Annotated in this window: 10 protein-coding genes; 6 read left to right on the top strand and 4 right to left on the bottom strand. The window is 64.7% G+C overall.

Annotated elements, in window-relative coordinates; all coding sequences use genetic code 11:
* Window positions 1-173 precede the first annotated feature (173 nt).
* Genes kdsA through ACLHHB_RS16755 form a run of 3 tightly spaced genes read right to left on the bottom strand, consistent with a single transcriptional unit; the run spans window position 174 to window position 3,428 of the window.
* Complete coding sequence (gene kdsA / locus ACLHHB_RS16765; RefSeq protein ID WP_410219422.1) at window positions 174-1,016, bottom strand: 3-deoxy-8-phosphooctulonate synthase; 843 nt, start codon at window positions 1,014-1,016, stop codon at window positions 174-176.
* Window positions 1,013-2,791, bottom strand: a complete 1,779-nt coding sequence (locus ACLHHB_RS16760; RefSeq protein ID WP_410219421.1) for a capsule biosynthesis protein — start codon at window positions 2,789-2,791, stop codon at window positions 1,013-1,015. Before ACLHHB_RS16760 ends, kdsA begins: the two co-directional genes overlap by 4 nt.
* Window positions 2,775-3,428 carry an ABC transporter ATP-binding protein gene (locus ACLHHB_RS16755; RefSeq protein WP_410219420.1) on the bottom strand — a complete coding sequence of 218 codons (654 nt, stop codon included), beginning with the start codon at window positions 3,426-3,428 and terminating at the stop codon, window positions 2,775-2,777. The genes ACLHHB_RS16760 and ACLHHB_RS16755 overlap by 17 nt, the downstream gene beginning before the upstream one ends.
* 169 nt (window positions 3,429-3,597) lie before the next feature.
* Here ACLHHB_RS16755 and ACLHHB_RS16750 point away from each other — a divergent pair, with 169 nt between their 5' ends.
* The 5 genes from ACLHHB_RS16750 to ACLHHB_RS16730 all read left to right on the top strand — a co-directional run bounded on the left by ACLHHB_RS16750 (window position 3,598) and on the right by ACLHHB_RS16730 (window position 10,312).
* On the top strand, window positions 3,598-4,176 hold the full coding sequence (locus tag ACLHHB_RS16750; protein WP_410219419.1) for a uracil-DNA glycosylase family protein: 579 nt from the start codon (window positions 3,598-3,600) through the stop codon (window positions 4,174-4,176).
* Between the two features lie 177 nt (window positions 4,177-4,353).
* Entirely contained in the window at window positions 4,354-5,319 is a 966-nt protein-coding gene (locus ACLHHB_RS16745; protein WP_410219418.1) for a TAXI family TRAP transporter solute-binding subunit, read from the top strand.
* An 83-nt stretch (window positions 5,320-5,402) separates the two neighbouring features.
* Window positions 5,403-8,219 (top strand): TRAP transporter permease, encoded by a 2,817-nt coding sequence (locus ACLHHB_RS16740; RefSeq protein ID WP_410219417.1) that lies wholly within the window; start codon window positions 5,403-5,405, stop codon window positions 8,217-8,219.
* Complete coding sequence (locus tag ACLHHB_RS16735) at window positions 8,212-8,637, top strand: universal stress protein (protein WP_410219416.1); 426 nt, start codon at window positions 8,212-8,214, stop codon at window positions 8,635-8,637. The genes ACLHHB_RS16740 and ACLHHB_RS16735 overlap by 8 nt, the downstream gene beginning before the upstream one ends.
* Before the next feature lie 4 nt (window positions 8,638-8,641).
* Complete coding sequence (locus tag ACLHHB_RS16730) at window positions 8,642-10,312, top strand: formate--tetrahydrofolate ligase (RefSeq protein ID WP_410219415.1); 1,671 nt, start codon at window positions 8,642-8,644, stop codon at window positions 10,310-10,312.
* Here the strand turns inward: ACLHHB_RS16730 and ACLHHB_RS16725 are convergent.
* Window positions 10,309-11,751 carry a hypothetical protein gene (locus ACLHHB_RS16725; RefSeq protein ID WP_410219414.1) on the bottom strand — a complete coding sequence of 481 codons (1,443 nt, stop codon included), beginning with the start codon at window positions 11,749-11,751 and terminating at the stop codon, window positions 10,309-10,311. The genes ACLHHB_RS16730 and ACLHHB_RS16725 overlap by 4 nt on opposite strands.
* Window positions 11,752-11,883: 132 nt before the next feature.
* Between ACLHHB_RS16725 and ACLHHB_RS16720 the strand changes: the two genes are divergently transcribed.
* Window positions 11,884-12,119, top strand: a 236-nt coding sequence (locus ACLHHB_RS16720) for a GTP-binding protein (protein WP_410219413.1), incomplete at its 3' end; no start/stop codon positions are given.

Genomic DNA, 12,119 nt, shown 5'->3' with positions numbered 1-12,119 from the left:
TCGATGTGGAAGTCGCCGATGCGATGGCGTCTGAATTTCTGACGCTCTGGCTTGTCGCCCATCATGTTAGGCAGCCGAGAGATCCCAGGGCGCATGCCGGGCACCGGTGCAGCGCGTGGCCTCAGTGGAACGCTCCGCTTCAGGGCAGGGTGATCCGATAGGTATCGGCGGCCTCAGGCGGACAATGGGTCTTCTTTTGCAAGGTGGTCGAAGCGCATCAGGGAGGCGATGAGGCGCGGCATCTGGTCCAACGGAATCATGTTGGGTCCGTCCGAAGGTGCGCGGTCCGGGTCCTCGTGCGTTTCGATGAAAACTCCTGCCACGCCAAGCGCCACGGCGGCACGAGCCATGACAGGCGCGAATTCGCGCTGCCCGCCCGACGACCCGCCCTGTCCACCCGGTTGTTGCACGGAATGGGTCGCGTCCATGATGACTGGATAGCCGGTACGCGCCATGATCGGCAGGGCGCGCATGTCCGCGACGAGGGTGTTATAGCCGAAGCTGGTCCCTCGCTCGGTCAGCAGGATGTTCTGGTTTCCCGTCGATGCCACCTTGTCGGCGACATTGGGCATGTCCCACGGCGCTAGGAACTGGCCCTTCTTGATGTTGACCACCGCCCCGGTGCGGCCTGCAGCCAACAGCAGATCCGTTTGGCGGCACAGAAAGGCCGGAATCTGGATGATATCGACCATCTCGGCCGCGCGAGCGGCCTGTTCGGCATCATGGATGTCGGTCAGGACGGGGCAGCCGATGCGCTCGCGGACGGTCGCGAGGATCTGCAGCCCTTCGTCGATGCCCAGGCCCCGACGGCCTGACAGCGAGGTGCGGTTGGCCTTGTCATAACTGGCCTTGAAGACAAAGCTGGCACCGGCGTCCGCACAGGCCTTGGCCATGGCTTCCGCGATCATCAGCGCGTGCTCCAGGGATTCCAGCTGGCAAGGGCCCGCGATCACGGTCAGCGGAAGATCGTTTCCGCAGGTGAGGGAGCCGATGGAGATGTGCCTGTGTTGGGTCATGTCGATACCTGTTCGCGTAGGATGGAGGCCGTCAGCGACAGCATCAGATAGATACCTGAAAAGACGAGGAATGCCACCAGCGTATTCTGGAACGCCTTGGGATAGGTCGCCTCGTCCGGCGGAATGGGCGAAACCGACAGCGACAGATAGCGGACCTGCTTGTTGGCCTCGATCCGGGCCATTTCCATCTGGCCGGCCGCGGCGGCCAGCAGTTCCTGGCGGACGGCCAGTTCGGCCTCGGCCACGCGCAGCTCGCCGCCGATGACCGCAAGCGAGCCCCGCGTGCTGCTGCCTTCGGTCAGTTCCATCCGTGTTTCGGCAATCAGTTCCCGCAGCCGGTTGATATCGCCGCGAACGGCGTCCACGCGGCTTTGCACCGGGGCGGCAACGGCCAGAAGCTGACCCAGCTCCAGTTGCTTGGCCGTCAGCTGGCCTTCGAGCTGCGACACCTGACCCATGACGACCGAGCTTTCCGCGATCGGGTCCAGCACCCCCAGGCGCTGCTGCAGATCCTGCACACGCATCTGCGCCGCCAGCATCTTGGCCTCGGCATCTTCATAGGTCCCGATGGCGCCGTCCATCTGGTCCGATCGCAGTCGCCCCGTCATCGCGTCGACTTGCTCCTCGGCATAGGAGATCAGTGCCCGAGAGAACTGTTCGCTCTGCCGGGGGTCGGGCGCGATGACCTCCATGTTGAGGACGCCTTCCGTCGGGTCATAGCCGATCTTGACCGATTTCTCGTACAAGGTATAGGTTGCCTCATTCGTCGCATCCGGCGCAAGGCGCTTGATCGGGTCGACCGACGGGTCCTGATACGCGCGCCTGAAGCCCTGGTCACGGTCCAGCCGCAGCATCGCATCGCGCGACGTCAGATAGCTTTGCACGGCCACAGCGTCCGAGTTCATCCCGAGCCCGCCGCTGCCTAGAAGGCCGCCGAGGCCGCCAGACGACGATCCTCCCTCGGCCGACTGGATCTGGAACTGCGTGAACGTGGCATAAAGAGGCGTGGCCACGCGCCCGTAATACCAACCCACCAGCACGGTAGGCACAAGAACAAAGGCCAGCAGGCGCAGGGCCAGCATGCCCATGCGGCGGCGGCGGCGGCGGGCCAGATCACGCTGGATGCGATAGATTTCAGCGGCGCGCTTTTCCTCGGTCAGATCCTCGCGCGAGGGCAGGGACGGGCGCTGCGCGGGCAGGGGATCGGGCACGATTGACGGCACAACGGGACGGCGAACCGCAGGGGCATTGGCCGCTGGCGCCTTTTGTGCGCGGTTGCCTTCCGACGACAGGATGCTGCCCACCGCATTGCGATGCGACGGGTCGATGCCGCGCTCCCGCAGGCGCAGAACGGCTTCCTCGCTGGAGGCTGCCTCGATCTTGTGCAGGGCGGCGATGCGGCGCGCGATGCGGAGTTGTCGCTCGGACAGCTTTTCGGCCCGGATCGCCGTCAGTTTCGCCTCGAGATCCGGGTCCGGCTGCGTCGATGCCGGGGGTGCCGTGTCAGGCGCAGGACGGTGCAGACTGAAACCGGCAAAGCCGTCCTCCACCGGTTCTGTCGTCATGAAACGCTCCATGCGCGCCTGTTCCGCGGTTGCCGCAGTGGCCGGATCGGAGGCCGGATCAGGGGCAGGTTCGCTCTTCTTGCGCATCACCTCCAGCCTGACGGCGGGTGTCGGGTCGGCAGGCGGGCTTTCTCCGGGCGCAGCCTTGGCCGGCGTCACGGATTCCGAAACCGAGGCGTGATAACGGCGGGCCTTAGGAAGTGTAGTCATAATACTGCTTCGCCTCGTCCAGTGTCTCGAACATGTAGAGCCGGCCGTCCCGCAGGATCGCCGCGCGGTTGCAGAACTTTTCAATCGTCTTGGGCTGGTGGGACACGATCACGGTGGTGGCCGTTTTCAGCCGGTCGAAAAGGACGCGCCCTGCCTTGCGGTTGAATTCGACATCGGTCGTCTGGGGCATGCCCTCGTCGATCAGGTAGATGTCGAAATCCAGCGCCAGCAGCAGCGAAAAGGTGAACCGCTGCCGCATGCCGCTGGAGAACGTGCCCACCGGCATGTCGAAATACTCCGCGATGTCGCACAGCCAGCGCGTGAAGGCGGACACGTAATCGGGATCCAGCCCGTAGATGCGCGCGATATAACGCGCGTTCTCGTTGGCCGTATGCTTGGCGATCAAGCCGCCCATGAAACCCAGCGGGAACGAGATCCGGCAATCGCGCCTGATGCGACCCTCGTCCGGCTTCTCCAGGCCGCACATCATGTTGACCAGCGTCGTCTTGCCCGTGCCATTGGGGGCCAGAATCCCAAGGGATTGCCCCAGCTCGACACGGAACGAAGCGCGGTCGAGGATGATCTTGTGCTGCTTTCCTGTCCAGAACGACTTGGACACGTTGTCGAATTCAAGCATTGCTCATGGGTTACCAGGATAAGGGTCACGAGGCATGCCATGCAGGGGCCTCGACTGCACCACACAACTTTAGGTTGGACAAGGCATGCTGTCCAGTCTTGCACATTTGCGGTGACAAAATGGTGGGGGCCAGTCTTCTTTGGTGCCATTTTTAGACTAAGTGACAGGAATGTCAGACCTTGCCCATCAGATCGGCGCCTGTCGCCTTTGCGCCGGCCGCTTTGCGGCCACCGCCACCCGTCATTCCCCCCGCCCCGTGGCCTGGTTCCGTCCCGGCGCGCGCCTCCTGATTGTGGGGCAGGCGCCCGGCGCCCGGGTTCACGAAAGCGGTCGCCCTTTCACGGACCGCTCGGGTCAGCGGTTGCGCGAATGGATGGGTGTATCGGACGCGCAGTTCTATGACCTTGACCGCGTGGCGATCGTGCCGATGGCCTTCTGCTTTCCGGGCTATGACAGCAAGGGATCGGACCTGCCGCCGCCCCCGATCTGTGCGTCGACCTGGCGCGACCGCGTCATGGGCATGCTGAAACCGCGCCTGACGCTGCTGGTGGGCGGGCACGCGATGCGCTGGCACCTTGGGGCCAGAAACATGACCCAGACCGTGAGAAACTGGCGCGATCATGCCCCCACTGTTTTTCCGCTGCCCCATCCCAGCTGGCGCAACACGGGCTGGCTGCGTAGCAACCCTTGGTTCGAAGCAGAACTTTTGCCCGAACTGCGCTGTGCCGTTGCCGCACAGATGGGCTGAAATCCGGCCGCAATCGTGGCATTGCCCACTTGGTTTCGGGGCACAGGGGCGGCGGTCATGCGGAACCGGCCGACCGACAGGGATTGTTCATTCCGCCCGACGGCACTAACGTTGCCGTGATCTTGCTTAATGGATGCCACGCATGCTTTGGGCGGGAAAAACCAAGGGAGAAGCAGCATGAGCAAACTCAAACCGATCCTGATGGGAAGCGTCTTCGCTTTGGCCGCAAGCCCCGTTCTGGCTCAGCAGGAACAGTTCATCACCATCGGCACGGGCGGCCAGACCGGCGTCTACTACGTCGTGGGCCAGTCGATCTGCCGCCTCGTGAACCGTGAAACGGCCGAAACCGGCCTGCGCTGCACCGCGCCCGCCACCGGCGGCTCGATCGACAACATCAACCAGATCAAGTCCGGCGGCATGACCATGGGCGTGGCCCAGTCGGACTGGCAGTATCACGCCTATAACGGCAGCTCGGATTACGAAGGCGACGCGTTCGAGGACCTGCGCGCGGTCTTTGCCGTTCATCCCGAGCCTTTCACTGTCGTTGCCCGCGCCGACAGCGACGTGACCAACTTCGAGGATCTCAAGGGCAAGCGCGTGAACGTCGGCAACCCCGGCTCCGGATCTCGCGGGACCTTCGAGGTCGTTCTGGAAGCAATGGGCATGTCTATGTCCGACTTCGCGCTGACGTCCGAACTGCGTCCGGCCGAGCAGTCGGCCGCGCTGGGCGACAACCAGGTCGACGCGATCACCTATACCGTCGGCCATCCCAACGGCTCGATCCAGGAAGCAACCTCGACCGTGGAGGCACGTCTGGTGACCGTTGCGGGAGAGTCGATCGACCAGCTGGTCGAGGAACACCCCTATTACTCGAAGGTCACCATCCCCGGCGGCATGTATGCCAACAACGACGAGGATACCGAAACCTTCGGTGTCAAGGCGACCTTTGTCACGTCGGCCGCCGTGCCCGAGGAAACCGTGTATCAGGTCGTGAAGGCGGTCTTCGACAACTTCGACCGCTTCAAGGGCCTGCATCCGGCCTTCGCCACCCTGGAACCCGAAGAGATGATCTCGGACGGCAACAGCGCGCCCTTGCATCCCGGCGCGGAACGCTATTACCGCGAACAGGGCTGGATCGAGTGATCCGGCACTGATCGGGGCGGTCCTTCGGGCCGCCCCTTCATCATGAATCAATCAGAATGACATGCATCGCAGGGGGTGCCGTGATGAGCGACAGCGACAAGACCGGGGACCGTCACCAGCAACAGGCCAGCGCGGTCGAGTTGCAGGCCGCAGGCCGGGGTGATCTGACCCCTGAAGAGCTGGACGAACTGGTCGCCTCATCCGACACGGGCGCGCGGACGCCGCCCGGCCTCGTGGGCAAGCTGATCCTGGGCGTCGCGTTGTGCTGGTCGCTGTTCCAGCTGTGGATCGCCTCTCCGCTGCCCTTCATGCTGAATGTCGCCATCATCAGCGCAACCGATGCCCGTGCGGTGCACCTGGCCTTTGCGCTGTTCTTGGCCTTCATGGCCTATCCGGCCGAGCGTTCTCCGTTCCAGTTGGTGCTTGGGGTGGCGGTGCCGCTGATCCTGTCGGGCCTGTTCATCTATGGGGCGCCGTCCAGCATGCCGCTGTGGTGGATTGCGCTGTCGGGCGCAGGAGTCATCGGAGCAGTCCTGCTGGGCAGCCCAAAGACGCGGGTGCCACCATGGGAATGGGCGCTGGCGGCCCTTGGCGTTGCGGTCACAATGTACGTGTTCGTCAACAGCGATGCACTGGGCCGTCGTGTCGGTGCGCCGATCACCACCGACCTGATCGTGGCGGTTTTGGGCATCCTGCTGCTGCTGGAGGCGACGCGCCGCAGCTTGGGACCCGCGCTGATGATCGTGGCGACGGTGTTCTTGGTCTATACGTTTCTTGGCCCCTACATGCCGTCGATCATCGCGCACCGCGGCAATTCGCTGGCCGAGGTGGCCAATCATCAGTGGATCACGACGGAGGGCGTTTTCGGCATCGCGCTGGGCGTGTCCACCAGCTTCGTCTTCCTGTTCGTGCTGTTCGGTGCGCTGCTGGACAAGGCCGGTGCCGGCAACTACTTCATCCAGGTCGCTTTCTCGCTGATGGGGCATCTGCGGGGCGGACCGGCCAAGGCCGCAGTGGTCAGCAGCGCGATGACCGGCCTGATCTCGGGCTCGTCCATCGCCAATGTCGTGACAACCGGCACCTTTACCATTCCCCTGATGAAGAAGGTCGGCTTCAGCTCCGAAAAGGCCGGCGCGGTCGAGGTCGCGTCCTCGGTGAACGGGCAGATCATGCCGCCGGTCATGGGGGCGGCCGCCTTCCTGATGGTGGAATATGTGGGCATTCCGTATTTCGACGTGGTGCGCCACGCGTTCCTGCCCGCCACGATCAGTTATATCGCGCTGGTCTATATCGTCCATCTGGAGGCAATGAAGGCCGGGATGGAAGGGCTGCCGCGTTCCTACACCCCGCCGCCGATCCTGCGCCGCCTGTTGACGGGGGCCTTTATCATCGCGGGTGTCTGCGCCCTGTCGCTGCTGGTTTATTACGGGATGGGCTGGATCCGCCCTGCCTTTGGAAGCAACGCCCCTTATGTCGTCTTTGGCCTGCTGACGGCGGCTTATGTCGGTCTGGTCTGGGTCGCCTCCAGGGAAGAACCGCTGCAGCTGGACGATCCCAACGCGCCAGTGACGGCGCTGCCGCTGCCCGGGCCAACCGTGCGGTCGGGGCTGCATTATATCCTGCCTGTCGTGGTGCTGGTCTGGGCGCTGATGGTGGACCGCCTGTCGCCGGGCCTGTCGGCCTTCTGGGCGACGGCCTACATGATCTTCATCCTGGTGACGCAGCGCCCGTTGATGGTCTGGATGCGCGGAGAGGACCGGACCGGCAACACCCGCACGGGGCGCGCCCTGAGGTCGGGCGTGGATGATCTGGTCGACGGCCTGATCAGCGGTGCGCGCAACATGATCGGGATCGGCATCGCCACGGCCACCGCTGGCATCATCGTGGGCGCGGTCAGCCAGACAGGGGTGGGTTCGGCCCTGGCCGACGTGGTCGAGGTCCTGTCGGGCGGCAACCTGCTGGCCATCCTGGGACTGACGGCATTCCTGTCGCTGATCCTGGGGATGGGTCTGCCGACCACCGCGAACTATATCGTCGTCTCGGCGCTGCTGGCCCCTGTCATCGTGACGCTCGGGCAGCAGAACGGGCTGATCGTTCCCCTGATCGCCGTGCACCTCTTTGTGTTCTACTTCGGGATCATGGCCGACGTGACGCCGCCGGTGGGGCTTGCTTCGTTCGCCGCCGCCGCCGTGTCCGGGGGCGACCCGATCCGCACCGGTGTCGTCGCCTTCGGCTACAGCCTGCGGACGGCAGCGCTGCCCTTTCTCTTCATCTTCAACACGGACCTGCTGCTGATCGACGTGGGCTGGGTGCAGGGTGTCTTTGTCTTTGTCACGGCCACGATCGCCATGCTGCTGTTCGCTGCAGCCACGCAGGGATGGTTCCTGGTGCGCAGCCGCCTGTGGGAAACGGCGCTGCTGGCGCTGATCGCCTTCACCATCTTCCGTCCCGGCTTTTTCTGGGGCTATGTCTTTCCGCCGTTCGAGGAACGTCCCGGCACGGAATTCGTGCAGGCGCTGGAGGAGAGCGAGGTTGGCGACGGGCTGCGCCTCCGCATCGCGGGCCTGAACGACATCGGCAGCGCCGTCGAGTTCACGGCCCTGCTGCCGGTTCCCGAAGGCGAGACCGGCGAAGATCGCCTGGCCGCTGCCGGGATCGAACTGGTGCAGGACGGGGATCGGGTGCTGATCGACAACGTGGCCTTTGACAGTCCCGCACAGGCTGCGGGGCTGGACTGGGATCAGACGGTTCTGGCCGTCAATGCGCCCACCCAAACGCCTTCGCGCTACTGGATCTATATTCCGGCCTTTCTGCTGCTGGCCTTGGTGATCTGGGCGCAGCGTCGTCGCGCGGCATCCGCCCCGAGCGTCCGAACCCGCAAGGATCCCCGCCATGCATGACAATGTCCTCTTGCCGATCGACCTGCAGCACCCGGAAAGCTGGGAAAGGGCCCTGCCAGTCGCCAAGCGGCTGGCGGGGGATGCGGGCAGGATCCACCTGCTGGCGATCGTGCATGACTTTGGCAGCTCGATGGTCGCCACCTTTCTCCCCAAGGGGTACGAGCAGAAGGTCCTGCAAGCCACGAAGGAGGGACTGGACCGCTTTGCCAGCCAGCACTTTCCGGATGCGGACCGGGTCTCCATCCATGTTGGTCATGGACATGTCGCCGAAACCATCCTCAATGCCGCCCGCAAGTACGGTGCCGATCTGATCGTGATGGCCAGCGACAAGCCGGATGAATTGCGCAGCATCCTGGTCAGCCGTGACGCCAATGCGGTGGTGCGGCATTCCCCTGTTTCGGTGATGGTGGTCCGGTAACGCAATGCAGACAGACCTCCAGATCGCGCGCGCTGCAAGCAAGCGGCCCATCGCGGATATCACGTCACGCCTCGGCCTGACAACCGACCAGATCCTTCCTTACGGGCATGACAAAGCCAAGATCACCCATCAGGCCATCGCCGATCTGGAGGGGCGTCCGCAAGGCCGGCTGATCCTGGTAACTGCCATCAATCCGACCCCGGCCGGCGAGGGCAAGACAACCACGACGGTGGGTCTGGGCGACGCGCTGAACCGCATCGGCAAGCGCGCGACCATCTGCATCCGCGAGGCAAGCCTCGGCCCGAACTTCGGCATGAAGGGGGGCGCGGCGGGCGGCGGGCATGCGCAGATCGTCCCGATGGAGGACATGAACCTTCACTTCACGGGTGACTTCCATGCCATCACCGCGGCCCACAATCTGCTGGCCGCGATGATCGACAACCATATCCATTGGGGCAACACGCTGGATATCGACGCCCGGCGCGTCACATGGCGGCGCGTCATGGACATGAACGACCGGGCGCTGCGGGACATGGCCCTTGGGCTGGGCGGCCCCGGGAACGGGTTTCCGCGGCAAACGGGCTTTGACATCACGGTCGCGTCCGAGGTGATGGCGATCCTGTGCCTGGCGCGCGACCTGGCCGATCTGCAGGATCGGCTGGCCCGGATCGTCGTGGGTTATACCCGCGCCCTGCAGCCGGTGACGGCGCGCGATCTCAAGGCCGATGGTGCCATGACCGTGCTGCTGAAGGACGCACTGCAGCCGAACCTGGTCCAGACGCTGGAAAACAATCCCGCGCTGGTTCACGGGGGCCCGTTTGCCAATATCGCCCATGGATGCAACAGCGTCATCGCGACCAAGGCGGCGCTCCGGATGTCCGATTATGTCGTCACCGAGGCAGGCTTTGGGGCCGATCTGGGCGCCGAAAAGTTCCTGAACATCAAGTGCCGGCTCGCGGGTCTGGCACCGTCGGCCGTGGTGCTGGTGGCGACGGTACGGGCGCTCAAGATGAATGGCGGTGTGGCCAAGGCCGATCTCGGGATCGAGAATGTCGCCGCCGTCACCGAAGGTTGCGCCAATCTGGGCCGGCACATCGAGAACATTCGCAGCTTTGGCCTGCCCGTGGTCGTCGCCCTCAACCATTTCGCCGGCGACACCGAGGCGGAGATCGCGGCCCTTCTGCGCTATTGCACGGATCGCAGTGTTCTGGCCATTCCCGCGCGGCACTGGGCCGAAGGCGGGGCGGGGGCCGAGGATCTGGCGCGGGCCGTTGTGGAACTGGCCGAAGACGGCATGGCGGATTTTCGAACTCTTTATCCGGATGAAATGCCGCTTTGGCAAAAGATCGAGACGATCTGCACCCGGATCCACCGTGCCGCCATGGTCGAGGCCGGACCGGGCATCCGCGATCAACTGGCCGCTTGGGAGAAGGCGGGACACGGCCGCATGCCGGTCTGCATTGCCAAGACGCAGTACAGCTTCTCGACCAATCCCGACCTGCGCGGCGCACCCGATGGTCACGTGATTTCTGTTCGGGAGGTGCGGCTGAACGCGGGTGCGGGCTTTGTGGTGGCGATCTGCGGGCAGATCATGACCATGCCGGGCCTTCCCCGGCATCCGGCCGCCGAGGTGATCGGCCTGGATGACCAGGGTCAGGTCGAGGGATTGTTCTAGGCGGCTGCAGCCACGGGCTCGACCGTCTCGAACAGGGCGACCAGCAAGGTCATGCGGTCCAGATGCGCACAAAGGCCTGCGGCCGAGGACACGTCCGCCGCCAGCGCTTCTGCCGCAAGGCGCCGGGTCATGGCGCGGATGGCAGGCGTGGTCGGTCCCGGTTGATGGTGCAGGGCAGTGGCGGCCAGGGCCATGAAGCTCCGGACATCGCCTGACCGGGCAGCCTTGTCCCAAAGGGCCAGCAATGCCTCAGGCGGAGGGTCGCCGATCAGGACAGGCTTGCCCCACAGCCACCTTGCCTCGACTCCTGACACTCCGGGCAGACGCATCAGGTCACGGCGATCCAGATGCAGCCATTGGCGCAGTTGCCGCGCCGACACGGGATCGCGGAAACACAGGCGCGCCAATCGGGCCAGCTGCCGTGGTCCGGCCACCTTCAGGGGTGAAAGGCGCCGGAACCAGTCCTCGCCCGTGGCCCGCCCAAGGGTGGCCGCCAAGAACAGTGCCTGCGCCGAGGGAACGGGGTCGGGCAGCGCGGTGATCAGGCGGGCCGTCAGGATTCGCAGCGTGGCCTGCAGGGGCTGGGGGTCGAGCCAGACGGGGGCCGGCCCCTGCCACCGGCGGTACGCCACCATGTGCAGGGCCGTCACCGCCAGCGCGGTCGGCAGCACCGCCGCGGCAAAATCCTGATCCTGTGTCGAAAATCCCGTGCGCGCAGGAAAAGAACCGTCCGGGCGCTGTGTCTGGATCAGGTCCGACAGCATTTCACCCAGTTCGTGATCCGGGTCGATCAGGCGCAGGCAGAGGATCACCTGCGCCTTGGAGGCGGTGCAGGTCGAGGCCTGGCTCCAGCGCTGCAGGATCATCAGGTGGTGATGAATGGCCGTGAATGCCCTTGGTCCGGACAGAGCGGGGCGGCGGGCGCCAAAATGATACAACAGCATCAGCATCTGCGCGAAACGGGCGACATGGTCGGGACCGATCATGAACGGATCGGGCGGCGCGGTGAGATATACCTCGGCCTGACGGATGAGGTCGGGATCCTTGCGGAAGGCAAGGCGTGACTGCAGCGGCAGGTCGTCATCCTCGGCCAGAGTCACGCCGGCCAGTTGCCACAAGGGATCATCCTGCATCATCAGCCCGCCGGCCTGAACCAGATCCAGATCCAGGGAACTGCGCGACCCGTCAAGCACGCGGAGCAGACCGCTGCGGATCGCCTCCGGCGTCAGGCGGCGCAGGACGATCACCTCGAGCGGCGAGATGCGGCCGCGCAAGCCGCTCAGGATCGGTGCCACCCTTGCCGCCAGAACCAGCCCGGCCAGATCGGGGTGATCGGGCGGACAAGGGTCGGGCAGGTCCATGATCTTTTGCCGCAGCCATTCCAGACCACGGTTCGCCAGCAGGCGCAGCAACTGGTTCAATGATCCGTCCATGGTCATGTCGCTCCTTTGCATCGGGACATGTTCCGCCAAGTTGCCCCGCCTGCAACCCGAGGTTACCGACAATTGAACCGGTCCCGCCCGCATCGGCGGAGATTGCCTTGCGCCCGGCGGCGCGTTAAAGCCGCGTGCATGACCAATCGCCCTGAACTTCCGCCCGAGATTGCCCGCCGTCGGACCTTTGCGATCATCTCGCATCCCGACGCCGGCAAGACCACGCTGACCGAGAAATTCCTGCTGTATGGCGGCGCCATCCAGATGGCCGGGCAGGTGCGCGCCAAGGGCGAGGCGCGGCGCACGCGGTCGGACTTCATGAAGATGGAGCAGGATCGCGGCATCTCGGTTTCAGCCTCGGCCATGTCATTCGA

The organism is Paracoccus sp. (in: a-proteobacteria) (assembly GCF_046462195.1).
Taxonomy (GTDB): domain Bacteria; phylum Pseudomonadota; class Alphaproteobacteria; order Rhodobacterales; family Rhodobacteraceae; genus Paracoccus.
Note: the sequence above shows the minus strand (reverse complement) of the source record. Positions and strands in the feature narration are given on the sequence as shown.

Bases quoted from the DNA above. Each gene is read 5' to 3' on its own strand.
- kdsA (WP_410219422.1), bottom strand. From the start codon at position 1,016: ATGACCCAACACAGGCACATCTCCATCGGCTCCCTCACCTGCGGAAAC.
- ACLHHB_RS16725 (WP_410219414.1), bottom strand. From the start codon at position 11,751: ATGACCATGGACGGATCATTGAACCAGTTGCTGCGCCTGCTGGCGAAC.
- ACLHHB_RS16745 (WP_410219418.1), top strand. From the start codon at position 4,354: ATGAGCAAACTCAAACCGATCCTGATGGGAAGCGTCTTCGCTTTGGCC.
- ACLHHB_RS16740 (WP_410219417.1), top strand. From the start codon at position 5,403: ATGAGCGACAGCGACAAGACCGGGGACCGTCACCAGCAACAGGCCAGC.
- ACLHHB_RS16735 (WP_410219416.1), top strand. From the start codon at position 8,212: ATGCATGACAATGTCCTCTTGCCGATCGACCTGCAGCACCCGGAAAGC.
- ACLHHB_RS16755 (WP_410219420.1), bottom strand. From the start codon at position 3,428: ATGCTTGAATTCGACAACGTGTCCAAGTCGTTCTGGACAGGAAAGCAG.
- ACLHHB_RS16730 (WP_410219415.1), top strand. From the start codon at position 8,642: ATGCAGACAGACCTCCAGATCGCGCGCGCTGCAAGCAAGCGGCCCATC.
- ACLHHB_RS16750 (WP_410219419.1), top strand. From the start codon at position 3,598: ATGTCAGACCTTGCCCATCAGATCGGCGCCTGTCGCCTTTGCGCCGGC.
- ACLHHB_RS16760 (WP_410219421.1), bottom strand. From the start codon at position 2,791: ATGACTACACTTCCTAAGGCCCGCCGTTATCACGCCTCGGTTTCGGAA.